Raw genomic sequence first — 25,811 nt, 5'->3', positions numbered from 1 at the left:
CAGGAACGTCTCAGCCGACGCCGAGCAGTGCCTCCAGCGGCCCCCGCGCGAAGTACAGCAGGAAGCCCGCGGCGACGACGTAGAGCAGCCACGAGACCTCACGGCCACGGCCGGACAGCAGCTTGATGAGCACCCAGCTGATGAAGCCGGCGCCGATGCCGTTCGCGATCGAGTAGGTCAGCGGCATGACGACGATCGTCAGGAACGCCGGCAGGGCCGAGCCGAAGTCCGACCACGAGATGTCCGCGACCTGCGCGACCATGAGCGCCCCGACGACGACGAGCCCGGCGGCTGCGACCTCGAGCGGGACGACCTGGGTGAGCGGCGTGAGGAACATCGACGCCAGGAACAGCAGCCCGGTGACGACCGAGGCCATGCCGGTGCGGGCGCCCTCGCCGATGCCGGAGGCCGAGTCGATGAAGACGGTGTTCGACGACACCGACGCGCCGCCACCGGCGATCGCGCCGACGCCCTCGACGACGAGCGCCGACTTCAGGCGGGGGAACGTGCCGTCCGGCTTCGCGACGCCGGCGGCCTTGGCCAGACCGGTCATGGTGCCCATGGCGTCGAAGAAGTTCGTGAACACGAGGGTGAAGACGAGCATCGACGCGGCGAGCGGGCCGATGCGGGTGAAGGCGCCGAAGACGTCGGCGTGGCCGACGAGCGACAGGTCCGGCACGGCGAACAGTGCGCTCGGCAGGCCGGGGGCGTTGAGGTTCCAGCCGGTCTTCGAGTCGACCGAGGTCGGCACCTGGAAGATCGCCTGCAGGATGATCGCGATGATCGTGGTCGCGACGATGCCGATGAGCAGCGCACCCTTGACCCGGCGGGCCATGAGCGTGCCGATGATGATCAGGCCGATCAGGAACACGATGGTCGGCAGGGCACCGACGGAGCCGTCCTCGCCGAGCTGCAACGGCGGCGACGCGAGCCCGGAGGACCGCACGAACCCGGAGTCGACGAGCCCGATGAACGCGATGAACAGGCCGATGCCGACCGTGATCGCGGCCTTGAGCTGGGCCGGGACGGCGGTGAAGATCATCGTCCGGATGCCGGTCAACGCGAGGATCACGATGATCACGCCGTTGATGACGACCAGGCCCATCGCCTCGGCCCAGGTGACCTGGTGCACGACGCTGACGGCGAGGAACGAGTTGATCCCGAGCCCCGCGGCGATGCCGAACGGCAGGTTCGCGATGATGCCCATCGCGATGGTCATGACGCCGGCGACGAGGCCGGTCGCCGCGGCCACCTGAGCGTTCTCGAGCCATCCGCCGCTGACGTCCTTGGCGGCCTGGTCGGCGCTGAACCCGCCGAGGATGAGGGGGTTCAGGATGACGATGTACGCCATCGTCACGAACGAGACGAGGCCACCGCGGACCTCGCGGGGGATCGATGATCCGCGTTGCGTGATGGAGAAGAATCGATCGAGGCCGGTCGCGAAGCGGTTCCGGGGCGTGGTGTCGGTCTGCGGGGCGCTCACCACGAGAGTTTAAAGGACGCTGGGTTTCGGGCGTGTCACACCGGTCTCACAGGTTGTGACAGCCTGGAGGCCCGTCCCACGCGGTTCGCGCCCCTCGCGCTGGGCGTCTGCCCGCGTTCTCCGGCCATGGCTGGTGTTGGATGAGCGGGTGACGTCACCCATGGACCGCGCCCGTGTGGAGGCCGCCGTCCGCGAGCTGCTGCTCGCCATCGGCGAGGATCCTGACCGCCCGGAACTCACCCGCACCCCCGCTCGTGTCGCCGACTCGTACGCCGAGTTCTTCTCCGGGATCGGCACCGACGCGGTCGCCATCGCCCGGGACGGCACCGTGCACGCCGAGGACGGCGAGCGCGGCCGGCTCGTCATCGTCCGCGACGTGAAGTTCCGCTCCGTGTGCGAGCACCACCTGCTGCCGTTCCTCGGGGTCGCGCACCTGGCGTACGCGCCGGGCGACCGTCTCATCGGACTCGGCACGCTGGCGCGGGTGCTCGACGCAGTGGCCTCCCGCCCGCAACTGCAGGAGCGGCTCGGCGAACAGGTCGCCGCGACCATCGCCGAGGGGCTCGGCGCCGAGGGCGTCCTGGTGGTCCTCGATGCGCAACACCAGTGCGTCACGACGCGCGGGGAGCGCCAGACCGGTTCGACGACCGTGACGGTGGCGGCGACCGGTTCGCTGGCCGACGCCGCGGGACGGGCCGAGGCGATCGCGCTCATCGGCGCGGGGCGTGGGACCGACGCCGGGCACGACGCGAGTGCCGGGGCGGACGCATGACGGGCCTCCCCGACGGCACGGGCGGACCCGGCTGGGTCGTGCCGGACCTGCGCCACCCGGTCCGGACGTTCGGCCGCCGCACCATCGACTTCGACCACCGCATCGCCGTGATGGCGATCGTGAACCGCACCCCCGACTCGTTCCACGACCGCGGCGCCACCTTCGAACTCGACCGGGCCGTCGCCGCCTCGGTCCGCGCAGCCGAACAGGGCGCCGACTGGGTCGACATCGGCGGCGTGAAGTTCGCCCCCGGCCCGGAACTGCCCGCCTCCGACGAGATCGACCGCGTCGTCCCCGTCGTCGAGCAGCTCGCCCAGCAGTCCGACGTCGTCATCAGCGTCGACACCTTCCGCCCGGAGGTCGCCGCAGCGGCGATCGCAGCCGGGGCGACCGTCGTCAACGACACCACCGGCCTGTCCGACCCGCGGATGGCCGCCGTGGTCGCCGACTCCGAGGCCACCGTCGTCATCACGCACTCCCTCGCGGAACCCCGTCGTCCGCTGCCCGCGCCGCCGCAGTACGGCGACATCGCGGGCGAGGTCGTCGCGTTCCTGCGCGAGCGGGTCGACCGGGCGCTCGCCGCGGGCATCCCCGAGTCGCGGATCATCGTCGACCCGGGCCACGACCTGCACAAGAACACCGTGCACACCCTCGAGCTCACCCGTCGGCTGCCCGAGGTCGTCGCGCTCGGCTACCCGGTCCTTGCCGCGGTGTCGAACAAGGACTTCGTGGGGGAGTCGCTGGGGCGCCCCCGCGGGGAACGGCTCTCCGGATCGCTCGCCGTGGCGACCGTGAGCGCGATGCTCGGCGCCCGGATCGTCCGGATGCACGACGTCGCCGAGAGCGTCGACGCGATGCGCATGGTCGAGGCCACGCTCGGATGGCGCACCCCCGTGGAATCGAGGCACAACACGTGAACGTCCTGCCCCCGTCGATCGCGGACCTGTCCGATGACGACCTGCTCGAGCTCTACACCGCCGACGCCGGGGCCCCCTGGCTCCGCGTGAACTTCGTCGCGACGCTGGACGGTTCGGCCTCGGCTGCGGGGGTGTCCGGGTCGCTCGGCGGCGCCGACGACCTGCGCGTCTTCGACCTGCTCCGGCGGGTGGCCGACGTCGTGCTCGTCGCCGCCGGCACCGTCCGTGACGAGGGCTACGGGCCGATGGTCCTGCACGATGCCGACGTCGCCTGGCGTCGGGCGCACGGCAAGCCGGACCACCCCGTGTTCGCGATCGTCACCGGCTCGCTGTCCCTCGACCCCGGGTCTCGGGTGTTCAACGAGGCGCCGGTGCGCCCGATCGTCCTGACGTCGGCGACGGCGGCAGCGTCGTCGGAGGCCCAGGCGCTCGCCGAGGCCGCCGACGTCGTGCCCTGCAGCGCGGACGATGACCCGGACTCGGTGGACGCCGGGCGGATCCGAGGCGTGTTGGCCGACCGTGAACTCGGGATGATCCACTGCGAGGGAGGGCCGTCGTTCCTCGGGGCGCTCATCGCCGCGGACGCCGTCGACGAGCTGACCCTGACGATCGACCCGTCGCTCGAGGGCGGGGCGGGGCCGCGCATCGCCCGCGGGTCGTCACCCGAGCTCCGGCGGATGCGACCGGCGCACGTGCTGCTCGGCGCCGGCGGCGTGCTGCTCACCCGGTACGTCCGGGCGCGCTGACACCGGTCGCGCGCGTACCGCGGGACCGCGGGACCGCGGGACCGCGGGACCGCGGACCGCGGGACGGTCGGGCCCGTGGGCTAGGGTCGGGCGCGTGATCGACATCGTGGCGTCCGGGGTCCTCTTCGACATGGACGGGACCCTCGTCGACTCGACCGCGGTGGTCGAGGCGACCTGGACCCGGTTCGGCCACGCGAACGGCATCGACCCCGACGAGATCCTCGCGTTCTCGCACGGGCGGCAGGCGATCGACACCCTGCGGCGTTTCCTGCCGGACCTGCCCCTGGTCGAGCAGCAGCGGATCGCGGCCGAGCTCGTCGCCGAGGAGACCGCGAGCACCGAGGGCATCCTCGAGATCCCCGGAGGCGTCGCCTTCGTGCAGCGACTCGTCGAACTCGGCGTCCCGGTGGCCCTCGTGACGAGCGCCCCGCGTGACCTCGCCGCGGGCCGGATGGCCGCCGCAGGGTTCGCCGTGCCCGAGGCCTTCGTGCCCTCGGAGGACGTCGAACACGGCAAGCCCCACCCCGACGGCTACCTGCGCGGAGCTGCCCTGCTCGGCCTCGACCCGACCGACTGCGTGGCGTTCGAGGATGCCCCGGCCGGACTCGAGTCCGCCATCGCCTCCGGCGCGACCACGGTCGTCGTCGGTCCACTCGAGCACCCGGTGACGGCCGGCCTGCACCGGGTCCACGGGTACGACGGCCTGACCGTCGAGCGCGACGGCGGCGCCTTCCGCATCCGCGGCTGAGCGCGGCGCCCGTCCTGCCTGCCCGCGGTCTGCCGTCGGTCAGGACACCCCGCCCGGCCTGCGCCGAGTGGTCAGGAACCGTCGGCTGCGCCGCCGCCAGGCGACACTTCGTGACCGCCCGGCGGACGTGAGCGGGGTGTTGCGACCGCCCGGACGGCGGCCTGGAGGCCCGTGGCGGGCCCGCACCGTGCCTCCAGGCCGACCGTGGGCGCGTCCACGGCGCCTCGGCGGCCGGTCAGGACAGCCCGCCCGGCCCGCGCCGAGTGGTCAGGAACCGTCGGCTGCGCCGCCGCCAGCCGACGCTTCGCGACCACCCCGCCGACGTGAGCGGTGGGTTGCGACCACCCGGACGGCGGCTTGGAGGCCCGTGGCGGGCCCGCACCGTGCCTCCAGGCCGACTGTGGGCGCGTCCACGGCGCCTCGGCGGCCGGTCAGGACACCTCGCCCGGCCTGCGCTGAGTGGTCAGGAACCGTCGGCTGCGCCGCCGACAGCCGACGGTCCGCGACCGCCCGGCGGACGTGAGCGGGGAGTTGCGACCGCTCGACCGGCCGGCCGGACCCCCGAGCCGCCCCTGCACGCCTGCCCAGCCGACGCCGACGACCCTCGGGTGTGCGGCCGGAACGACCGGGCCGCGGAAGGAGCGATCATGGCAACCCTCGACGGCAAGAAGGTCCTCGTCATCACGACGAACTACGGCGTGGAGCAGGACGAGATCGTCGTCCCCACCGAGCAGCTGCGTGAGCGCGGTGCCTCGGTGACCGTGGCGGCGAAGGAGACCGGCACGATCCAGACGCTGGTCGGCGACAAGGACCCGGGGCAGACGCTCGAGCCGGACACCACCATCGCCGGTGTCGACGCAAAGGACTTCGACGCCCTCGTGATCCCCGGCGGCACGATCAACGCCGACACGCTGCGCCAGGAGTCCCGCGCGGCGACGCTCGTGCAGGCCTTCGCCGAGGCGAGCAAGCCGGTCGCGGCGATCTGCCACGGCCCGTGGACCCTCGTCGAGGCGGGCGTGCTGTCGGGCAAGACCGTCACCTCGTTCCCGTCGCTGCAGACCGACCTGCGCAACGCCGGAGCCGAGTGGGTGGACCAGGAGGTCCAGGTCGACGGCGGCTTCATCACCTCCCGCACCCCGGACGACCTGCCGGCGTTCGTCGACGCGATCGAGAGCGCCCTCACCGCCTGAGCACTGCGCGCCGAGCGTCTCGCCGCCCGACCGAGTCTCGGCCTGCCGGACACGATGCGCCCCCGGACACCGACGATGTGTCCGCCGAGCCGAGTCTCGGCCAGCGCAGGACGGTCGCCCGCCCGGCGACGGCGTCAGCCGAGCGCCACAGGGCGGGCCGTGCGGAGCACCGCGGGTCCGAGGGTGAGAACACCGTCGGACTCCGGATCGCACCGCACGCCGCCCCGGCCGCGCATTGCCCGGAACGCCCCGGGGGCCACCTCGTGGTCCATCCAGGCGCAGGGGTTCGCCGCGCGGTAGCCACGGAACCGGACCGGTCCGCCACCCGCGTCCGGAGTCACGCTCTCCAGCGAGAACGGCTCGCCCCGCAGCGCCTCGACGTCGGCGCCCCGCAGGAACACGTTCCGCCGGGTCGCAGCGGGGTCGACGGTCGCCCCGATCGCCGTGCCGACGGCTTCGAGCCCCTCCAGGCCGATCACCGTGACCGAGGCGTGCACGTGCGCCCGGGCCGCGAAGTACCGGTCACCGACGATGCCCAGCCCGGACCGGAGCCCGATCCGGTCGCGTGACTCGTCCGGATCGTCCGCGCCCACCGGCAGCGCGCCGTCGGCCGGGCGCCCCTCGTACCGGTGCCGCGGCGAGACGAGCAGCAGCGCGACCTCGACCTCGGTCCGGAACGGCAGGTCGTCGAGACCGGCCACGTCGTCTGCGGGAGTCACCCGGTCAACGCTAGCCGGGCCTCCCGGCCGTGCGCTGCCCCGTCCGATTCCCGCCAGTCGACGTCGGCGGCGCATGTCAGGCTGAGCCCATGACCACCCCGGACACCGACGTACAGCCGGACGCGCTGCACGCCGAACGGCACCGCGCCGTCGCCTCCCGCGACGCGCGTTTCGACGGCCAGTTCGTCACCGCCGTCCACTCCACCGGCATCTACTGCCGGCCCAGCTGCCCGGCCCGCACGCCGAAGGTCTCGGGCGTCACCTTCTACCGCACGAGCGCCGCAGCGCACCTGGCCGGCTTCCGCGCCTGCAAGCGCTGCCTGCCCGAGGCGACCCCCGGCAGCCCCGAGTGGGACCTGCGCGAGGACGTCGCCGGCCGGGCGATGCGGCTCGTCCTCGACGGTGTCGTCGAGCGCGACGGCGTCCCCGGGCTCGCCGCGCGCGTGGGCTACTCGGAGCGGCAGCTCAACCGCATCATGACGGCCGAGCTGGGCGCCGGGCCGAAGGCGCTCAGCCGGGCGCACCGGGCGCAGACCGCGCGGACCCTGCTCACCTCGTCCGACCTGCCCGTCGCCGACGTCGCGTTCGCCGCGGGGTTCGCCAGCGTCCGACAGTTCAACGACACCGTGCGCGAGGTCTTCGCCGTCACCCCGACGGGGCTCCGCGCACGCCGGTCCGGGGGAGCCGACGGTGCCACGGACGGCGGCGACGGCGCACTCCACGTCCACCTGCCGGCCCGAGCACCCTTCGACGCGCAGGGCCTGCTCGACTGGCACGCGCTGCACGCCCTGCCGGGCACGGAGCAGGTGGACACCGACCCCACCGGTCGGGTCACGTCGTACGGGCGGCTGGTCGGCCTGCCTGGAGGCCCGGGCTGGTTCAGCGCGTCGGCCGCCGTCCCCGACGTGGCCGGGCGGGGCACCGGGATCGACCTGCGCGTGCGGGTCACCGACCTCTCCGACCTGCCTGCGCTCGTGGCGCGGGTGCGTGCGCTGTTCGACCTCGACGCCGACCCGGTCGCCGTCGACGCCGTCCTCGGGGCCGTGCCCGAGCTCGCCGGCCCCGTCGCCCGGGTGCCCGGCCTCCGGTTGCCCGGTGCGGTGGACGCCCACGAGATCGTGTTCCGCACCCTGATCGGGCAGCAGGTCTCGGTGGCCGCAGCGCGCACCGCGCAGACCCGGCTCGTGGCCGCACTCGGCGCGACGGTGCCGGACGCCATCCGGCCCGGCGGACTGCTCTTCCCGTCGGCGGCGGTGATCGCCGAACGCGGGCACGAGGTGCTGCGCGGCCCCGCCGCCCGCGTCGACACGATCCTGCGGGTGGCCGCCGCGCTCGCCGACGGGTCCCTGGTGGTGGACGGCGGGCAGTCGCTCGGTGACCTGCGCGACGGACTCCTCGCGGTGAAGGGCATCGGGCCGTGGACCGCCGACTACGTCGCGCTGCGGGTCCGGCACCACCCCGACATCTTCCTCCACAGCGACCTCGCCGTGCGGAACGGTGCACAGGAACTCGGGCTGCCCGGAACGGCGCGCGAGCTCTCCCTATGGTCGGAGCAGGTGGCCCCCTGGCGGAGCTACCTCACGATGCACTGCTGGCGACCGATCATCGACCGCGCGATGACCGCGACCGCCGGCGCCCGTGCAGCCCGTGCCCCCGAGGACCCCCGGAAGGACGACCGATGACCGACGCAACCATCCAGACCCTGGACACCCCCGACGGGGCGTTCACCGTGCTCGAAGACGCCGAGGGCAGGGTCCTCGCGTCCGGGTGGACCGACTCCGTCGAGCGGATCCTCGCCCGTCTGGCCGACCGCCACCGCCCCGACCGGGTGCTCGACGGCGTGGTCGCCTCGGCCGACGCGGTCGACGCCTTCTACTCGGGCGAGGTCGAGCACGCCATGCAGGTGCCCGTGCGCCAGTTCGGCACGGAGCTCTTCACCGAGGGGTGGCGCCAGCTCCGCCGGATCCCGGCCGGTGGCACCCTGACCTACACCGGGTTCGCGGCGGCGATGGGTCGGCCCGACGCGGTGCGGGCGGCGGCGAGCGTGTGTGCCCGGAACGCCCCGGCGCTCTTCGTCCCGTGCCACCGCGTGCTGCGCTCGGACGGCACGCTCGGGGGCTTCGCCTGGGGCCTCGACGTCAAGCGGTCCCTGCTCGAACGGGAGTCTGTGGGCACCACGGCACTCGTCTGACTTGTACAAAACGCTCTAGAATGTACGGGTGAGCGAAGTGTCGATCTCCGAAGCCCGTGGCCGTCTGGCGTCGATCATCGACGACGCCCGACACGAACCCGTCTACCTGACCCGGCGCAACAAGCGCGTCGCAGCCGTGGTCGACGCGGCCGTCCTCGACCGGTTGCTCGAGGCGGCGGAGGACCTGGACGACCTGGTCGCCTACGACGAAGCCGTCGCCGAGAGTGCCCGTATCGGTGGCGAGAACGTCAAGTGGGACGACCTCAAGCGCGAACTCGGCCTCGGGTGACGTACTCGGTCGAGGTCATCCCGGCCGCGCAACGCGTCATCCGCAAGCTCCCGCTCGACGGGCGGCGGCGAATCGAGGGGCTCCTCGCGATCCTCGCCGAGCACCCCCGGCCACCCGCCGCACGCAAGCTCGTGAACCGGCCCGGGTGGCGAGTTCGCTCGGGGGACTACCGACTGATCTACCGGATCGACGACGGCAAGCTCGTCGTGGTGGTCGTCGATGCCGGGCGCCGGCGCGAGGTCTACCGGGACCGCTGACCGTCCGGCGCCCGAGCGGCGGGGTTCTGCCCCTGGAAGCGGGGGGAGACACGGACTCCCACGCCTGCGACACTCGGAGGACCGGTAATCCGCACGGTCCCCTCCGAGGCCCGACGCATCGCCGTCGACAGCTCGCAAAGGACCCCATGCTCCCTCCAGTCGACCGAACGGTCGTCTCCTCCGACGGCACCACCATCGCCGTCTCCGAGGCAGGGGACGGGCCGGCGGTCGTCGTCGTGGGCGGTGCCTTCGACCACCGCGGGACCCCGTACCTCGACCGCGTGGTCGCCGAGCTCGGCTCGACGCACCGCGTGGTGACCTACGACCGACGTGGTCGCGGTGCCAGCGGTGACTCCGCGACGTGGGCCATCGAGCGTGAGGTCGACGACCTGCGCGCCGTCGTCGAGAGCATCGGCGCACCGACCACCGCCGTCGGCATCTGCGTCGGCGCCGGTGTCGTGCTGCACGGGCTCGCCACCGGACTGCCGGTCGACGGCGCTGTGCTGTGGGAACCGCCGTACCGCGCCTCGGTCGACCCGCACGCCGACGACGTCGTGTTCGCCGACCTGCTCGACGAACACGTCGGTGCTGGCCGCCGCGCCCAGGCTGTCCGCGGGTTCCTGACCCAGGTGCTCGGGGTCCCGATGGGCCAGGTCACGGCACTGCGGCTCAAGGGGTCGCTCTGGCGCTCCCTGGTGGTCGACGCGCACGTGCTCAGCCGCGAGGTCCGGGTGCTGAACGGCCTCGCCGTGCCGGAGCGCGTCGCCGCCGCGGTCGGCGTGCCGGTGCTCGTCGGCGCCGGTGGTGACGGACTCGAGTGGATGCGTCGTGCGGCCCGCGCCCTCGTCGACGCCGTCCCGGGCTCGGAGTACACCGAGGTGCCCGGGCAGGGACACGTCCCCGCTCCCGCGGCCCTCGGAGCCCTGATCGACCGCGTGCGGAGCCGGATCGCCTCTCCCAGCAGCTGACTGCGAGAGGATGGGCGGGTGAACGCACCCCGCCTCGGTCTCCTGCTCGACGTCGACGGACCCATCGCCAGCCCGGTCTCCCGCACGATCGCGATCCCGAGCATCGTCGCGGACCTCGTCACGCTCGCCGCCGAGGGCATCCCGATCGTCTTCAACACCGGCCGCAGCGACGCGTTCATCCGCTCCGAGGTCGTCGGTCCCCTGCTCGCCGGGGGTCTCGCCGAGGGCGGCCGCGTCCACGCCGTCTGCGAGAAGGGTGCCGTGTGGTGCTCGATCGGTCCGCAGTACGACGGCGGCATGGGTGAACTGACGGTCGCGGAGGACCTCGCGCTGCCGCGGGACTACGCCGACGAGATGCGCGAGCTGGTCCGCGACGAGTACGCCGACCTGGTGTTCTTCGACGAGACGAAGCGCGCCATGGTGTCGATCGAGCAGCGCGTCGAGGTGCCGAATGCCACCTACCTGGCCCGCCAGCCGGAGTTCGACGCGAAGGCCATGGCCGCACTCGAGCGTCGTGGGCTCGGTGTCCGCCGACTCGACGACGTCCGACCCGACGCCGACGGCGCCGTGCAGTGGCGCATCGACCCGACGATCATCTCGACCGACGTCGAGTCCGACCGCAGCGGCAAGGACCTGGGCGCCGAACGCTCGCTCGAGCTCCTCGGGCAGGACGGCGAGCTCCCGGTCACCTGGCGCACCGTGGGGGACTCTCGCAGCGACTACGCCATGGCGGACTGGCTGCACGCCCACGGCCACGAGGTCGCGCACGTCGACGTCCGTCCCGCCGACGGGGTGCCAGCCACGCCGTACCCGGTGCTCACCGCGCCCGACGGCGTGATCCACGACGAGGCGGGCGCCCGGTTCCTGGCGGAATGGCGCGCCGGCCGCTGACGCGAGCACAACCGCACCCCGCGATCGCGGCCCGCAACCGCGCCCCGCGACCGCGCCCCGCTGACGCGACCGCGCCCCGCTGACGCGACCGCGGCCCTGGACGCACCCGTCGGCCGACCGAGCGGTGCGTGCCGGACCGGTGCCGCGCCTCCCGGCCGTCGCCGGACCGGACCACCGTCCGGGCGGACGCTTTGCGTGACACAGTGGTACACCAGTACCCTTCCGAGGTCCGCCGCCAGCCGATGACGGGATCCACCCCATGGCAACGAAGCTCCGCATCAAGTCGATCGAGGCCTCCCTGGCCGACTCCGAGGAGCAGGGCAGGTCCCTGAAACGCTCCCTGAAGACGTTCGACATCGCCGCGATGGGGATCGCGGTCGCCGTCGGCGCCGGGATCTTCTCGGTCGGCGCGAACGCCGCCGCGAACTTCGCCGGGCCCGGCGTCATCATCTCCTTCCTGCTCGCCGCCGTCACCTGCGGCCTGGCGATCATGTGCTACGCCGAGTTCGCGTCGACGATCCCCGTCGCCGGCTCCGCGTACACGTTCACCTACGCCACGATGGGTGAGCTGCTCGCCTGGATCGTGGGCTGGGACCTCATCCTCGAGACCCTCACCGCCAGTGCCGTGATCGCGAAGTACTGGGGCATCTACCTCAGCACCGCGTTCGACGTCTTCGGCATCACCCTGCCGAGCACGATCCAGCTCGGACCGATCCCCTTCACCTGGGGGCCGGTGCTCATCGTCGGGATCTTCACGGTGCTCCTCGCGTTCGGCACCCGCCTGTCGTCGCGGGTGTCGGCGGTCATCACCGTCATCAAGGTCGCGATCGTCGTGTTCGTCATCGTCGCCGGTGCGTTCTTCGTCAAGGCCGCCAACTTCACCCCGTTCATCCCGCCGGCCGAGCCCGCCAAGGGCGCCGAGGGCAGCGTCTGGACGCAGTCGCTCGTGTCCTGGTTCACCGGTGCCGAGCCCGCCCAGTACGGCGTCTTCGGCCTGCTCGCCGCGGCGTCCCTGGTGTTCTTCGCCTTCATCGGCTTCGACGTCGTCGCCACGAGCGCGGAGGAGACCGAGAACCCGCAGAAGACCCTGCCGCGCGGCATCTTCATCGGCCTCGGCATCGTGACCCTGCTCTACGTCGGCGTCAGCATCGTCATCACCGGCATGGTCTCGTACCAGCGCCTGGCGGAGGAGAAGGCGCCGTCCCTGGCGTCGGCGTTCGACATCGTCGGGCTGCCGTGGGCCGCCGGCATCATCGCCATCGGCTCTCTGATCGGTCTGACCACCGTCGTCATGGTGCTGCTGCTCGGGCTGTCCCGCATCGTCTTCTCGATGAGCCGCGACGGCCTGCTGCCCCGCTGGTTCTCGAAGACCAACCCGAAGACGCAGACGCCGGTGCGCGTGCAGGTCGTCGCCGGTGTCGTCGTGGCGCTGCTGGCCGGGTTCACCGCGGTCGACAAGCTCGAGGGCATGATCAACATCGGCACGCTGTCCGCGTTCGTCCTGGTGTCGATCGGCATCGTCGTGCTGCGTCGTTCGCGCCCCAACGCCCCGCGGTCCTTCCGGGTGCCGTGGTCGCCCGTGCTGCCGATCATCTCGGCGGTGCTGTGCTTCTGGCTGATGCTGAACCTCGAGGTCGAGACTTGGCTCCGGTTCGTCATCTGGCTGGTCATCGGCTTCGTCATCTACTTCGGCTACAGCCGTCGCCACAGCCGCGTCGGCCAGCGCATGCAGTAGCGGCGATCCGCCTCGCCGGAACCAGGTTCCGGACACAGCACCATGCGGTCGCGTGGTGCTGTGTCCGTTTCGCGGTGCGCCATGCGCGCCGCCGCCGCTACGCGCCGACGAGCAGCAGCACACCGAACGCGAGCATCACAACGGCGACCAGCCCGTCGAACACCCGCCAGGTCAGCGGCTTCTCGAACAGCGGCCGCAGCAGGCGTCCGCCGAACCCGAGCGCACCGAACCACAGGCAGCTCGCCGCGACGGCACCGATCGTCCAGAGCCACCGGTCGTCCGCACCCTGCTGGTTCGCCACCGACCCGAGGAACACCAGCGTGTCCAGGTAGACGTGCGGGTTCGCCCACGTGAAGACGAGCATGGTCAGCACGGCCGTCCGCATGGTCACCACCTGGCCGGGAGGCGCGGTGCGCGTCCGCCCCGCCGCCACCATCGTGCCGGTGGTCGCGTCCACCGCCGCGTCCACCCCCGCGCCCGCGTCCGCGCTGGCGCCCACCACACCGTCGTCGGCCGCTTCGTCAGCGACCCGCATCGCGTCCCCCGAGGGCCGCAGCGCACGCCGCGCCGCGAGCACCCCGTACGTGAGCAGGAACGCGGCACCGATGAACCGGATCACCAGGAGCGCCACGGGGAACCGCTCGACCACGGCGCCGACGCCGAGCACCCCGGCGACGATGAGCAGCGCATCCGAGACCGCGCACACCACGACCGCCGCGGCCACCACCCGGAGTCCTGCGCTGACCGCGAGCCGGAGCAGGTACGTGTTCTGCACACCGATCGCAACGATCAGTGCGAGTCCGGTGCCGAGGCCGGAGAGCAGGGGCAGGAGCGTGGTCACGGTCCGACGCTAGAGCCGGGGGCCGGTGTAGTACAGCTCACGTTCCTGCACCCCCGTAAGCTCAGCTGCATGACCCGGTTCCAGCGCGAGCACCTCGAGACGCTGCTCGCCGCCGTCGACCACGGCACGCTCGACGCGGCGGCCCGCGCGCTGGCGATCACCCCGTCGGCGGTCTCGCAGCGGATCAAGTCCATGGAGCAGCAGGTCGGTCGGGTCCTGCTCCAGCGCACCACCCCGGTGCGCCCGACCGCGGACGGCGCAGTGGTGCTCCGGCACGCACGGCAGGTCCGGCTGCTCGACGAGGAGACCTCCCGAGCCCTCGGCGGTGGATCGTCGGTGGTGCCGTCGATCCCGCTGGCCGTGAACGCCGACTCGCTCGGCACCTGGTTCCTCGACGCCCTCGCCCTCGTCCGGGCCGACACCGAGGTGGTCTTCGACCTGCACCGCGAGGACCAGGACCGCACTGCCGAGCTGCTCCGCGCCGGCACGGTGATGGGTGCCGTGACGGCCGAGGCAGACCCGGTGCAGGGCTGCTCGTCGGTGCCACTCGGCATCGACCGGTACCGGGCGGTGGCGTCCCCGGCGTTCGTCGCCCGCTACCTCGGCGACACCGGCACCGAGCGGCGGATGCTCCGGCGGCTCGACGAGGTCCCGCTCGTCGACTACGACCGCGACGACGACCTGCAGCAGGGGTACCTGCGCCAGGTCCTCGGCCACGCTCCCGGCGGACCGCGTCACTTCGTCCCGACCTCCGCCGACTTCGCCCGTGCGGTCACGCTCGGGTTCGGGTGGGGGCTGCTGCCCGAGGCGCAGTGCCTCGAGGCGATCGACCGCGGTGTCCTGGTCGAGCTGGCCCCGGGTCGGCACGCCGACGTGGCGCTGTGGTGGCAGCGCTGGAACCTGGCGTCACCCCTGCTCGAACGGGTCACCGACGCCGTCCGTGCGACCGCGTCGTCGCGACTGCACCCCGCGCGTCAGCGTCAAGACTGACAGCGCGGACACCAGTACGTGTCGCGCAGGGTGAGCTCCGAGTCACCGAGTTCGCCGTACCGGATCGGGGTCCCGCACCGCAGACACGGCTTGCCGGCACGGCCGTAGACCCAGAACCGTCGCCCGGGGCGGTCGACGCCGGTCGTGACGCGGGCGCTGCGGTCGCGGTTCGCCAGGATCAGCCGGCTCGCGAGCGTGATCGTCCGCGCCGGGTCCGGCACCTGGCCGACCGGACGCGTCGGCAGCACGCCGCGCAGGAAGCAGAGTTCGTTCCGGTACACGTTGCCGAGCCCGGCGAGCACCCGCTGGTCGAGCAGTGCCAGCCCGACCGGGCGCTCGGGGTCCTCGGTCAGGTTGGCGAGCGCCAGGTCGGCGTCCCAGTCGGGGCCGAGCAGGTCCGGCCCCAGGTGCCCGACGACCTCGGACTCCTGGTCGCGCGGGACGACCTCGAGCACCCCGAGGGCGAAGCCGACGGTGGAGACCCCCTCGGCGTCCAGGATCGCCCGGGCCTGGTGCGCCGGACGCCGCCAGCGGTCACCGGGCGCGTAGACGTCCCACCGGCCCTCCATCTTCAGGTGCGAGTGCACGGTCAGGTCGCCGATGCGGTGCAGCAGGTGCTTGCCGCGTGGGACGACCTCGTCGACGGTGCGGCCGACCAGGTCGAGCGTCGCGAACGCGGGGACCCGGAAGTCGCTCTTCGTCAGGACCTTGCCCGCCAGCGCGGTGTGCAGGCGGCGGGCAGCCCGGTAGACGGTGTCGCCTTCAGGCACGGTTCACCTCCGGCACGTGGTCGCTGCACTGCCGGGAGGCGCGGCTCGCCTCACACACGGAGCCGCAGCCCCTGCGGGGTCGCCGTGAACCCCGCGGCCCGGAGCGCGCCGCCGAGCGGCGTCTCGAGCACGAAGTCCCCGTCGACCCGCTCGACCGAGAGCTTCCGCAGCCCGGTCCGGACGATGCCGGCGATCGAGGCGGCCGCGGCAGCGAGGTCGGCGGCGTCGTCGGTGAAGGTCAGCACCGACTTGCCACCGCGCTCCACGTACACGGTGAGCTTGCCGTCGACGGTCGTGACGAGGGCACCCGCCTTGCGCCCAGGCCGGTGGCCCCGAGCGGTCTTCGCGCCGCTGCCGACCGCGGTCTCAGGCGGGGCGGCTCCGCCGTCGTCGACCACGAGAACGGGGTCGGCGTCGCCCGTCGGCCACGGCAACGAGGCCCCGAACGGGCTCGCCGGGTCGGTCGCGGCGAGTGTGAGCGCCTCGCGCTTGCGGTCCGGGTCGTCCCGCTCGTCGTCGCCGAGTTCGCGGGCGTAGGTGCGCAGCCGGTCGACGGTCGGGCCGGTGGCGAACTGAGCCGCGCCGAGCCCCTCGACGAAGTACCCGCGACGAGCCCGGCCGGACTCCTCGAACCGCGAGAGCACCCGGTACACCCCGGCGAAGCCGCCGCGGACACCTTCGACCTGCACGGCACCGCGGGTGACGACGCCGTAGCGTTCGAGCAGCTGTTCGGCGGTCGCCGCGGCCCGCACGGTCGAGTCGGACTCGGCCAGCGGCAGGAGCGACCAGCGACCCCCGACGGACGGCGGCCCGGACTGCGTCGGCATCGTCGGACGCCGTCGGCCACGATAGGCCCGAGCCCGCGGAGCACTCGAGCTCTTCGCCTTGCCGCCGAGCATCGAGCGCAGCGGGGCGAAGGTGTCGTTCGTGATCTGCCCGGCCCAGACCAGGTCCCACAGCGCGGTGGTGAGCGCCTGGTCGTCGCTGCTGCCCACGGCCTGGCCGAGCTGCCGGAAGAAGTACGCGCCACCGCCGGCCAGGGCGCCGAGCACGTCCCGCTGCAGTTCGGTCGTCTCATCCCCGGAGGGCTCGGCGAGCGTCGTCGCCGCGGTGTCGGCCAGGTGCAGCCGCACCCAGCCGTCGTTGCCGGGCAGGGTGCCCCCGCCGGACCACAGGACCTCGCCGGTGGCGGTGAGTTCGTCGAGCATGCTCGTCGAGTAGTCGGTGACACGGGACGGCAGCACCAGGGTCTCCCAGGCGCTGGCGGGCAGGGCGACACCGGCGAGCTGGTCGATCACCTGCAGGACGCCGTCGACGCCGCGGAGCCCACCGCGGGTCCCCGGGGTCTGCACGTGCTGCCACGCGGGCAGGAACCGGGCGAGGGTGTCCGGTGAGACCGGTTCGACCTCGTGCCGCAGCGCTGCGAGGGACTTCGTGCGGATCCGTCGCAGGACCTCGGCGTCGCACCACTCGGCCCCCTGGCGGTCTGGGCGGAACTCGCCCTCCACCACCCGGCGGTCGGCGACGAGTCGGCGCAGGGTGTCCTGCACGACGGCGATGCCCAGCCCGAGGCGACCGGCGGCCTCCTGCGCGGAGAACGGCCCGTGCGACCGGGCGTAGCGGCCGATCAGGTCACCGAGGGGATCGGCCACGGGCTCGATGAACGCCGTGGGCACACCGATCGGCAGCGGGACCCCGAGGGCGTCGCGCAGACGGGCGGCGTCCTCGATCACGGCCCAGCGCGTCGCCCCGGCGTGCGAGAACGACAGCACTCGGCGGTCCCGCTCCAACACCTGGAGCGTGCTGCGCAGTTCGGCGGTGGCCGCTGGACGGTCGCCGGTGTCGGCGAGCCAGCTCCGGTCGACCGCTTCGTCGAGGTCGAGCGCGCCGACGAGCCGCAGCACGTCCACGAGTCCCTCGGCGTCACGGGCACGGCGGTCCGGCGACAGCCGCTGCAGGTCGCGCTCCACCGAGGTGATGACCGCCGGGTCGAGCAGCTCGCGCAGCTCCGCACGGCCGAGCAGCTCGCCGAGCAGGGTCGAGTCGAGCGACAGGGCCGCTGCCCGGCGTTCTGCGAGCGGGGTGTCCCCCTCGTACATGAAGGCCGCGACGTACCCGAACAGGATCGACCGGGCGAACGGCGACGGCTGCTCGGTCTCCGTCTCGACCAGGCGGATCCGGCGTCCGGCGATGTCGTCGGCGATCCCGAGCAGCGCGGGCACGTCGTAGACGTCCTGCAGCACCTCGCGCACGGTCTCGAGCACGATCGGGAACGTCGGGTACTTCTGCGCGACCTCGAGCAGCTGCGAGGCCCGCTGCCGCTGCTGCCAGAGCGGCGACCGCTGCCCGGGGTTCCGTCGGGGCAGCAGCAGGGCGCGTGCCGCGCACTCACGGAACCGCGCGGCGAACAGCGCCGAGCCGCCGACCTCGTCGGTGACCAGGGCCTCGAGGTCGTCGCGCTCGAACACGAACAGGTCGGCACCCGGCGGCTCGGCGTCGGTCTCCGGGATGCGGACGACGATGCCGTCGTCGGCCGCCATCGCGTCACCGTCGATGCCGTGCCGTTCGCGCAGCCGTGCGGCGACGGCCAGGGCCCACGGTGCGTGCACCTGCATGCCGTAGGGCGAGTGCAGGATGAGCCGCCAGTCCCCGAGCTCGTCGCGGAACCGCTCGATGACGAGCGTGGTGTCGTTCGGCACGTGACCGGTGGCCGCGCGCTGGTCGCGCAGGAAGGTCAGCAGGTTGGTGATCGCGCGCTCGTCCAGTCCACCGGCGGCGACGCGGGCGCGGGCGTCGTCGTCCGACGCGCCCTCGACCTCGCGCACGAACGCACCGGTCGCCCGGCCGAGTTCGGCGGGCCGGCCGATGCCGTCGCCCTTCCAGAACGGCACGCGTCCGGGCTGCCCGAACGCCGGGCTCACGACGACGCGGTCGTGGGTGATCTCCTCGATCCGCCAGCTCGTCGCACCGAGGGCGAAGACGTCGCCCACGCGCGACTCGTAGACCATCTCCTCGTCGAGTTCGCCGACGCGGGACGCCTTCTCGCCGACCATGAAGACGCCGAACATGCCGCGGTCGGGGATCGTCCCGCCGCTCGTCACCGCGAGTCGCTGCGCACCGGGGCGCCCGGTCAGGGTGCCGTGCACGCGGTCCCAGACCAGCCGCGGCCGGAGTTCGGCGAACTCGTCGCTCGGGTACCGGCCCGTGACCAGGTCGAGCGTCGCCTCGAACGCCGACCGGGGCAGGCCGCTGAACGGGGCGCTCCGCCGCACGAGCTCGAACCAGTGCTCGACGTCGAGGGTGTCGATCGCCCCGGCGGCCACGGTGTGCTGCGCCAGGACGTCGAGCGGGTTCGCCGGCACCGAGATCGACTCGATCTGGCCCGTGACCATCCGCTCGACCGTGACCGCGCTGTTGACCAGGTCGGCCCGGTGCTTCGGGAACAGCACGCCGCGGGAGATCTCGCCCACCTGGTGTCCGGCACGACCGACGCGCTGCAGGCCGCTCGCGACCGAGGGAGGTGCTTCCACCTGGACGACCAGGTCGACCTCGCCCATGTCGATGCCGAGCTCGAGAGAACTCGTCGCGACGACGCACCGCAGCCGACCGGACTTCAGGTCGTCCTCGATGATCGCCCGCTGGTCCTTCGACACCGAGCCGTGGTGTGCGCGGGCGAGCACCGGGACCGAGGCGTCCGAGCCCCCGCCGCCCGTCTGCCCGGACCCGCCGATCAGCTGCGCCGGGGGTCGCTTGGTCCCCTGGGGTGCGACGGCGTGCGCCGAGGTGCGGGCCGGTGACTGTGGACGGCCCTGCGTCACAGGGAGGGCGTCGTCGTCCGGGGACGCCCCCGCCGGCACCAGCACGCCGTCACCGGCGGCGGCGAGCACGCGTTCCTCGTGGATCTCGTTCAGTCGAGCCGTCAGCCGTTCGGCCAGCCGCCGCGAGTTCGCGAACACGATGGTCGAGCGGTGTTCCTCGATCAGGTCGACGACACGTTCCTCGACGTGCGGCCAGATCGACCCGTTGGTCGGCGACTCGGACGCGTCCGCACCGACCGGTGGCGCCCCGAGCTCGGTCATGTCGTCGACGGGCACGACGACCCGCAGGTCGAAGGTCTTCTGCGCGGGCGGCGCGATGATCGTCACCGGTGCACGGCCGCCGAGGAACCGCGCGACCTCTTCCGGCGGGCGGACGGTCGCGGACAACCCGATGCGCTGCACGGGCTTGTCGAGCAGGTCGTCGAGGCGCTCGAGCGACACGGCCAGGTGTGCACCGCGCTTGGTCGAGGCGACCGCGTGGACCTCGTCCACGATGACGGTGTCGACGTTGACCAGGGTCTCGCGCGCCTGCGAGGTGAGCATCAGGTACAGCGACTCGGGCGTGGTGATGAGGATGTCCGGCGGCTGGCGCAGGAGCTTCTGCCGGTCGGACGACGGGGTGTCACCGCTGCGCACACCGACCGTGACGTCCGGCGGTTCCGTGCCGAGGCGGCGTGCGGTCTGGGTGATGCCGACGAGCGGGCTCCGCAGGTTGCGCTCGACGTCGACGCCGAGGGCCTTGAGCGGCGAGACGTAGAGCACCCGCGTGCGCTGCTTCGCCGGCGGGCGGTCCGTCGCGCTGATGAGCCGGTCGATCGACCACAGGAACGACGCCAGGGTCTTGCCGGAGCCGGTCGGGGCGATCACGAGTGCGTGTTGCCCGGTCGAGATGGCGTCCCACGCCCCGGCCTGTGCCGGCGTCGGTGCGTCGAAGGCGCCGCGGAACCACTCGGTGGTCGCGGGGGAGAAGCGCTCGAAGACGTCCGTCATGGTCCGTCCCATCCTGCCCGCCACCACCGACAGCAGGCCGAGCGTGCGTACCCCTTGACAGAGCGATAGTTACCGATCTATCGTAAACACATCGCGATACGACGAAGACGATCAGGTCAGACCGGTCGCGAGCCGACTCAGCACGATGAAAGGACTCCTCATGCGCCCCTCGTATGACGACGACAACAACACGTCCCCCCGCGACCAGCGCGGGTTCGGCCCGCGCGGCCCCCGCTTCGGCGGCGCGCGGCAGCACCACGGCGCCGGCTTCCCCGGCCGTGACCGCGGCGACCACGACCACGGCGGCCGCGGCTTCGGTGGCCGCGGGTTCGGCCCCGGCTTCGGCCCGGGCATGGGCTTCGGCCCCGGTTTCGGCGGCCCCGGCTTCGGCCGCGAACGCCGTCGCCGCGGTGACGTCCGTCTCGCGATCCTCGGTCTGCTGGCCGAGGGCCCGCAGAACGGGTACGCCGTGATCAAGACCATCGCCGAGCGCACCGGCGGCGCCTGGAAGCCGAGCCCCGGCTCGGTCTACCCGACGCTCCAGCAGCTCGTCGACGAAGACCTCGTGGTCTCGTCGGGCGACGGTCGCAAGACGCTCTTCGAGCTCACCGATGCCGGCAAGGCCGAGACCGAGGCCAAGGCCGACGAGATCGCTGCGGCACTCGACGGGGCCCCGGGCATCCCGGACGCCCAGCGCGAGTTCTTCGAGGCGCTGCGGAAGACCATGGGCGTCCTGCAGATGTACCGCAGCACCGCGACCGAGGAACAGGCCAAGGCCGCCACGGCCAAGGTGGACCAGCTCCGCAAGGACCTGCTCCAGATCCTCGCCGACTGACGGACAGGAGGCCCGGTGCCAGCTGGCACCGGGCCTCCAGTCCGTCCGCACATCGTGAGCAGCAACGGTCGGGTCCGCACGTCGGACCCGACCATTCGTGCTCACGAAGCGCGCTCCGCAGCGCTACCCCTCGTCGACGAAGGCCGCCACGTCCGCCAGCTCCGCCGTCGACACGGCGTGCGGCAGGCCCGCGTAGGCACGGTCGGTCACGTCGGTGTGCGCTGCGGCCCACGCCTGCGTCCGGGCGGTGGCCTCGGGCGGGATCACCGGGTCGAGGTCGCCGTGCCCGAGGAACACCCGCGGCCGCACGGCCGACACGGCCTCGTCGCGCGAGTCCGTGACGCCCGGCACGACGAAGCCCGACAGCGACACCGCGAACGCGAACGCCGCGGGCCGGGCGCGCAGGAGCTGGAGCGCCATCGAGCCGCCCTGCGAGAACCCGAGCAGCCCGATCCGTGGGTGGTCGACGGCGACGGAGTCGATCCAGTCGAGCACCTCGACGGCCGCGGCGTCCACCGCCTCGGGCGCGGGGGAGCCGGGCGTGCCGAGCGGGTACCAGCTGAAGCCGGGCCCCCACGGCATCGGCGCCCGGAGCGACGCGACCGTCCACGCGGGCGGCAGCGCGGGGGCGAGGCCGAGGAGATCGTGCTCGTTCGACCCCACCCCGTGCATCGCCACGAGCAGGGGTGTGCCCCGCCGGTCCGAGGTGCTCCGGGTCCACTGCACCAGGTCCGCATCGATCATGTGGACAACGCTAACCATCCCCAACTCCCGCGCCTTCCGCCGAACTCGCCGCCGTCCCTGGTAGACACGGTGCATGTCCTCGCTGCGCACCCCCGATCCCGACTCCGGCTGGCTGTCCGACGAGGAGCTCGCGAACGTCCGCCGTCGTCTGCCGATCTGCTACGTCGAGGCGGTCCCCGTCCGCACCGACGGTCTCGGCGTCGTGACCGAGGTCGGCGTGCTGCTGCGTGTCTCCCCGAGCGGTTCGATCGCCCGCACCCTGGTGTCCGGCCGGGTGATGTTCGGCGAGTCGATCCGTACCGCGCTGTTCCGCCACCTCGAGAAGGACCTCGGGCCGATGGCGTTCCCGCAGCTGCCCTCGAGCCCGACGCCGTTCACCGTGGCCGAGTACTTCCCGCTGCCCGGTGCCTCGGTGTACACCGACGAGCGGCAGCACGCGATCTCGCTGGCGTACGTCGTTCCCGTCACCGGCACGTGCGAGCCCCGGCAGGACGCCCTCGAGCTCACGTGGATGAGCCCGATGGAAGCCGCGTCCGACGCCGTCGCCGACGAGATGGAAGGCGGACGCGGGGCACTGCTCCGCGCCGGCCTGGCATCGGTCGGCGCCCTGCACTAGCCCGACCGGGGCGTCCGCGCCCTGCGCACGACGAAGCCCGCGCACGACGAAGCCCCTGGATCCGATCGGATCCGGGGGCTTCGCAGCGCGGTCGCGAACCGGCTTAGTGCTTGTCGTCCTTGAAGCTGTCGGCGACGCCGTGCGCGGCGTCCTTGACGTCGGTGACACCCTGCTTCGCCGAGGCCTTGCCCTGGTCGGTCTGGCCTTCGGCCTTCAGCCGGTCGTTACCGGTCGCGTTGCCGGTGGCTTCCTTGACCTTGCCTGCCGCCTTCTCAGCGGCGTTCTTGATGTCATCGATGCCAGCCATAGGCACTCCTTCCAGAAGCGGACGTGTTCCCCGTCAGCCGCTTGCGCGGCATCCGGTGAGTGAGACCGTACGCCCGACGGAGTACCCCACCCCCAGCCCCCGCCAAGGTTCGCCCGTGCCCGGACGCAAAACACCGGTGTTCACGGATCACACCCCGGGATGCGGGGGTTCGAAACGTGAACACCGGTGTCTTGTGGGCTCAGACCGACGGGGTCAGGCCGAGCGACTCAGACCGCGCGGGTCAAGCGCGCAGGTCAGTGGCGGTCGGCAGCGCCGGCCGGACGGGAGGCGCGGCGCGAGCCACCACGACGGTTGCCGCCCGACTCGTTGCCGGACCGACCAGCGGCGTAGCCGCCCTCGGACGACCAGACGGCCGACGAGCCGCCGCGCACGACGTCGCTGCTGCCCGAGCGACGGTTGCCGCCGCTGCGGCGACCACCGGTCGAACCGGCGGCTGCGGCACCGGGGCGCCCGGCGCCCTCGGAACGTGCGCCACGGGCCGGACGGCCCTGACGGCCCGCGGCCGAACCGGCGGACTCGCCAGCCGAGCCGGAGCGCGCGGGCTGCGCCGCGCCTCCCGACCGACCGCCGCGACCACGGCGACGACCGCCACCGTCACCGGCGGACTCGGCCGAGCGCTGCTTGGGCTGACGCTGCTGGGTGGGCTGTTCCTCGGCCACGTGGCGGATCGGAGCGACCTCGCCGACGAGCGCGGTGACGGCCGGGGAGGTGGCCGTGACGTGCTGGGGGGTGACCTTGATCGCGGCTGCACGCATCATCTGCGCGACGTCGCGACGCTCGGCGGGCATCGTCACCGTGACGACGTCACCGGACGAACCGGCACGCGCCGTGCGGCCCGAGCGGTGCAGGTACGCCTTGTGCTCGGTGGGCGGGTCGACGTGCACGACGAGCTCGACGTTGTCGACGTGCACACCGCGGGCGGCGACGTCGGTGGCGACGAGCACGAGGGCCTCACCGGAGGAGAACTTCGCGAGGTTGCGCTCACGGGCGCCCTGCGACAGGTTGCCCTGCAGGTCGACGGCCGGGATCCCCTGGCTGCTGAGCTGCTTGGCGAGGCGCTTGGCGTGGTGCTTCGTGCGCATGAAGAGGATGCGGCGACCGTTGCCCGAGGCAAGGGCGCTCACGAGGTGCTTCTTCGCGTCGGCGTCGGCGACCTCGAACAGGTGGTGGGTCATCGCCTCGACGGGGCTGTTCGCCTCGTCGACGGAGTGCATGACCGGGTTGTGCAGGAACTTCTTGACGAGCTTGTCCACGCCGTTGTCGAGCGTGGCGGAGAACAGCAGTCGCTGCCCGTTCTCGGGCGTCGCCTGCATGATCTTGGTGACGCCGGGCAGGAAGCCCATGTCGGCCATGTGGTCGGCCTCGTCGAGGACGGTGACCTCGATGTCGCCCAGGTTCACGTGGCCCTGCTGCATCAGGTCGGCGAGGCGACCCGGGCAGGCGACCACGACGTCGACGCCGCCGCGCAGGGCGTCGACCTGACGACCCTGACCGACGCCACCGAAGATGGTCGTGGTGTTGAGGCCCATGGCCTTGGCGAGCGGGGCGAGGGCGACGTCGATCTGCGTCGCGAGCTCACGGGTCGGTGCGAGCACCAGGGCGCGGGGGCGGCCGGCGCGGCGCTTGCGGCCGCTGGCGGCGAGGCGGGCGACGAGCGGGATCGCGAACGCGATGGTCTTGCCGGAGCCGGTGCGGCCGCGGCCGAGGACGTCCTTGCCCTGCAGGGAGTCCGGGAGGGTGTCCGCCTGGATGGGGAACGCCATGTCCTTGCCCTGGTCGGCGAGGACGGAGACCATCGGCGCGGGGACGCCGAGGTCGGAGAAACGGATGTCTTCGGTGGTCATGGTGACCTTTCGAGCCGGAGCAGTCCGGCTGTGGGCGCGCTCTGAGGCAGCGCGCGGGCGGGATGCACGCCAACGGATGTGGCTGGCGCAGTCGCCGCAGCAGAGAAGCCTGGGCACCTTCGTGAGGTGCTCGATCATCGACCAGAGTCCGGAGACAGGTGGTCGGGAGTTCGGGGCGTCCGTACGACGCACGAGGCGATCGGCGCCTCGAGTACGACCAGCATAGCGTGCACATCCCCGGAACAGCGAGGGCGGGGTCGTTCGCCCTGCGCGTGCGAGGATTCCGGGGTGCGCATGCGATCCGTCCTGTTGACCACCGCGATGGCCCTGGTGGCCGTCCTCGGCACGGCTGGCTGCGCCGAGGCCGCCACGACCAGCGCGGCCGGGAGCTACCGCAACCTGCCGACCTCGGGCCGCGTGGACTACCAGCTCGGCGGCGGGTACACACCGCCCTCCGGCGTGAGGATCGTCGAGCGCGACAGCACTGACCGCCCGGCGAAGGGCAAGTACAACATCTGCTACGTCAACGGGTTCCAGACGCAGCCCGAGGCCGCCCGCACGTGGAAGAAGTCGTACCCGTCGGCGATCCTCCGCGACCGCGCGGGCAAGCCGGTCTCGGACCCGGGGTGGCCGGACGAGATGCTCCTGGACACCCGGACCGCGGCCAAGCGTGCCCTGATCACGAAGGTGCTCGCGAAGACCGTCGCCCGCTGCGGTGACCGCGGGTTCGACGCGGTGGAGTTCGACAACCTCGACTCGTGGACCCGGAGCGGCAAGCGGCTCACCCGTGCCGGCAACCTGGCGCTCGCGAAGTCGCTCGTCGCCAAGGGGCACCGGCACGGCTTGGCCGTCGGGCAGAAGAACACGCCGCAGCTCGGGGCGTCCGGCCGGAAGCAGACCGGGTTCGACTTCGTCGTCGCCGAGGAGTGCGTGCAGTACCGGGAGTGCGCCGCGTACACGAAGGCCTACGGCAAGCGGGTCATCGACGTGGAGTACTCGGACACCCTCGAGCGCTCGTGGAGGTCGGTGTGCGGGCTGAAGAGCCGTCCGGCCATGACGATCCTGCGCGACCGCGACCTGGTGACCCCGAAGGACGACGCGTACGTGTACGAGCACTGCTGAGCGCTCG

24 protein-coding genes are annotated in these 25,811 nt (G+C 72.7%); 16 read left to right on the top strand and 8 right to left on the bottom strand.

Translation table 11 applies throughout. The annotated features are described in order from the left end of the window. Window positions 1-10: 10 nt before the first annotated feature. Window positions 11-1,486, bottom strand: coding sequence for an NCS2 family permease (locus DEJ20_RS17295; protein ID WP_027466783.1), 1,476 nt, complete (start codon window positions 1,484-1,486; stop codon window positions 11-13). 157 nt (window positions 1,487-1,643) lie between these two features. Here DEJ20_RS17295 and folE point away from each other — a divergent pair, with 157 nt between their 5' ends. From folE to DEJ20_RS17270, 5 genes are all read left to right on the top strand, one after another. Continuing rightward, window positions 1,644-2,255, top strand: coding sequence for a GTP cyclohydrolase I (gene folE / locus DEJ20_RS17290; protein WP_111234594.1), 612 nt, complete (start codon window positions 1,644-1,646; stop codon window positions 2,253-2,255). Then, on the top strand, window positions 2,252-3,172 hold the full coding sequence (gene folP, locus DEJ20_RS17285; protein ID WP_111234595.1) for a dihydropteroate synthase: 921 nt from the start codon (window positions 2,252-2,254) through the stop codon (window positions 3,170-3,172). The genes folE and folP overlap by 4 nt, the downstream gene beginning before the upstream one ends. Then, on the top strand, window positions 3,169-3,918 hold the full coding sequence (locus DEJ20_RS17280; RefSeq protein WP_258377092.1) for a pyrimidine reductase family protein: 750 nt from the start codon (window positions 3,169-3,171) through the stop codon (window positions 3,916-3,918). Before folP ends, DEJ20_RS17280 begins: the two co-directional genes overlap by 4 nt. A 94-nt stretch (window positions 3,919-4,012) precedes the next feature. After that, entirely contained in the window at window positions 4,013-4,666 is a 654-nt protein-coding gene (locus DEJ20_RS17275) for an HAD-IA family hydrolase (protein WP_111234597.1), read from the top strand. Window positions 4,667-5,313: 647 nt separating this feature from the next. Continuing rightward, on the top strand, window positions 5,314-5,856 hold the full coding sequence (locus DEJ20_RS17270) for a type 1 glutamine amidotransferase domain-containing protein (RefSeq protein ID WP_027466778.1): 543 nt from the start codon (window positions 5,314-5,316) through the stop codon (window positions 5,854-5,856). Window positions 5,857-5,990: 134 nt separating this feature from the next. Here DEJ20_RS17270 and DEJ20_RS17265 read toward each other — a convergent pair whose 3' ends face one another. Next, window positions 5,991-6,575 (bottom strand): molybdenum cofactor biosysynthesis protein, encoded by a 585-nt coding sequence (locus DEJ20_RS17265; protein WP_258377093.1) that lies wholly within the window; start codon window positions 6,573-6,575, stop codon window positions 5,991-5,993. A gap of 89 nt (window positions 6,576-6,664) precedes the next feature. Here DEJ20_RS17265 and DEJ20_RS17260 point away from each other — a divergent pair, with 89 nt between their 5' ends. The 7 genes from DEJ20_RS17260 (at window position 6,665) to DEJ20_RS17230 (ending at window position 12,906) form a co-directional block, all read left to right on the top strand. Continuing rightward, on the top strand, window positions 6,665-8,257 hold the full coding sequence (locus DEJ20_RS17260; protein WP_111234599.1) for an AlkA N-terminal domain-containing protein: 1,593 nt from the start codon (window positions 6,665-6,667) through the stop codon (window positions 8,255-8,257). Continuing rightward, window positions 8,254-8,766 (top strand): methylated-DNA--[protein]-cysteine S-methyltransferase, encoded by a 513-nt coding sequence (locus DEJ20_RS17255; protein ID WP_111028941.1) that lies wholly within the window; start codon window positions 8,254-8,256, stop codon window positions 8,764-8,766. Before DEJ20_RS17260 ends, DEJ20_RS17255 begins: the two co-directional genes overlap by 4 nt. Window positions 8,767-8,794: 28 nt before the next feature. After that, window positions 8,795-9,055: a type II toxin-antitoxin system Phd/YefM family antitoxin gene (locus tag DEJ20_RS17250; protein WP_027466775.1), complete on the top strand. Its 261-nt coding sequence runs from the start codon at window positions 8,795-8,797 to the stop codon at window positions 9,053-9,055. Further along, window positions 9,052-9,312 (top strand): type II toxin-antitoxin system RelE family toxin, encoded by a 261-nt coding sequence (locus DEJ20_RS17245; RefSeq protein WP_111234600.1) that lies wholly within the window; start codon window positions 9,052-9,054, stop codon window positions 9,310-9,312. The genes DEJ20_RS17250 and DEJ20_RS17245 overlap by 4 nt, the downstream gene beginning before the upstream one ends. A 146-nt stretch (window positions 9,313-9,458) precedes the next feature. Next, window positions 9,459-10,280: an alpha/beta fold hydrolase gene (locus DEJ20_RS17240; RefSeq protein WP_111234601.1), complete on the top strand. Its 822-nt coding sequence runs from the start codon at window positions 9,459-9,461 to the stop codon at window positions 10,278-10,280. Window positions 10,281-10,298: 18 nt separating this feature from the next. Beyond that, window positions 10,299-11,171: a hypothetical protein gene (locus tag DEJ20_RS17235; RefSeq protein WP_111234602.1), complete on the top strand. Its 873-nt coding sequence runs from the start codon at window positions 10,299-10,301 to the stop codon at window positions 11,169-11,171. Between the two features lie 259 nt (window positions 11,172-11,430). After that, window positions 11,431-12,906 carry an APC family permease gene (locus tag DEJ20_RS17230; RefSeq protein ID WP_111234603.1) on the top strand — a complete coding sequence of 492 codons (1,476 nt, stop codon included), beginning with the start codon at window positions 11,431-11,433 and terminating at the stop codon, window positions 12,904-12,906. A 97-nt stretch (window positions 12,907-13,003) separates the two neighbouring features. On the opposite strand, the gene DEJ20_RS17225 is transcribed toward DEJ20_RS17230, so the two are convergent. Further along, window positions 13,004-13,747, bottom strand: coding sequence for a LysE/ArgO family amino acid transporter (locus tag DEJ20_RS17225; protein WP_111234604.1), 744 nt, complete (start codon window positions 13,745-13,747; stop codon window positions 13,004-13,006). Between the two features lie 69 nt (window positions 13,748-13,816). On the opposite strand from DEJ20_RS17225, the gene DEJ20_RS17220 reads away from it, so the two are divergent. Beyond that, window positions 13,817-14,737: a LysR family transcriptional regulator ArgP gene (locus DEJ20_RS17220; protein WP_111234605.1), complete on the top strand. Its 921-nt coding sequence runs from the start codon at window positions 13,817-13,819 to the stop codon at window positions 14,735-14,737. Here DEJ20_RS17220 and DEJ20_RS17215 read toward each other — a convergent pair. Then, window positions 14,728-15,507, bottom strand: coding sequence for an Fpg/Nei family DNA glycosylase (locus tag DEJ20_RS17215; protein WP_111234606.1), 780 nt, complete (start codon window positions 15,505-15,507; stop codon window positions 14,728-14,730). The genes DEJ20_RS17220 and DEJ20_RS17215 overlap by 10 nt on opposite strands. 50 nt (window positions 15,508-15,557) lie before the next feature. Continuing rightward, the gene (locus tag DEJ20_RS17210) at window positions 15,558-20,315 is read right to left on the bottom strand and encodes an ATP-dependent helicase (protein ID WP_111234607.1); all 4,758 of its coding nucleotides are present in this window, start codon (window positions 20,313-20,315) and stop codon (window positions 15,558-15,560) included. 160 nt (window positions 20,316-20,475) lie between these two features. On the opposite strand from DEJ20_RS17210, the gene DEJ20_RS17205 reads away from it, so the two are divergent. Next, the gene (locus tag DEJ20_RS17205; RefSeq protein ID WP_111234608.1) at window positions 20,476-21,150 is read left to right on the top strand and encodes a PadR family transcriptional regulator; all 675 of its coding nucleotides are present in this window, start codon (window positions 20,476-20,478) and stop codon (window positions 21,148-21,150) included. Window positions 21,151-21,273: 123 nt separating this feature from the next. Here DEJ20_RS17205 and DEJ20_RS17200 read toward each other — a convergent pair whose 3' ends face one another. Further along, window positions 21,274-21,894, bottom strand: a complete 621-nt coding sequence (locus DEJ20_RS17200) for an alpha/beta hydrolase (protein WP_111234609.1) — start codon at window positions 21,892-21,894, stop codon at window positions 21,274-21,276. 73 nt (window positions 21,895-21,967) lie between these two features. On the opposite strand from DEJ20_RS17200, the gene DEJ20_RS17195 reads away from it, so the two are divergent. Then, window positions 21,968-22,510, top strand: a complete 543-nt coding sequence (locus DEJ20_RS17195) for an NUDIX hydrolase family protein (RefSeq protein WP_110859466.1) — start codon at window positions 21,968-21,970, stop codon at window positions 22,508-22,510. A gap of 103 nt (window positions 22,511-22,613) precedes the next feature. On the opposite strand, the gene DEJ20_RS17190 is transcribed toward DEJ20_RS17195, so the two are convergent. Then, window positions 22,614-22,817, bottom strand: coding sequence for a CsbD family protein (locus DEJ20_RS17190; RefSeq protein WP_111234610.1), 204 nt, complete (start codon window positions 22,815-22,817; stop codon window positions 22,614-22,616). Window positions 22,818-23,071: 254 nt separating this feature from the next. After that, a complete protein-coding gene (locus DEJ20_RS17185) occupies window positions 23,072-24,682 on the bottom strand; it encodes a DEAD/DEAH box helicase (RefSeq protein WP_111234611.1) in 1,611 nt (536 codons plus the stop codon). 294 nt (window positions 24,683-24,976) lie between these two features. Here DEJ20_RS17185 and DEJ20_RS17180 point away from each other — a divergent pair, with 294 nt between their 5' ends. After that, window positions 24,977-25,804, top strand: coding sequence for an endo alpha-1,4 polygalactosaminidase (locus DEJ20_RS17180; protein WP_258377104.1), 828 nt, complete (start codon window positions 24,977-24,979; stop codon window positions 25,802-25,804). Window positions 25,805-25,811 lie beyond the last annotated feature (7 nt).

The organism is Curtobacterium sp. MCSS17_005 (assembly GCF_003234225.2).
Lineage (GTDB): Bacteria > Actinomycetota > Actinomycetes > Actinomycetales > Microbacteriaceae > Curtobacterium > Curtobacterium flaccumfaciens.
The sequence above is the reverse complement of the archived record's forward strand: the minus strand, read 5'-3'. Positions and strand labels throughout refer to the sequence as shown.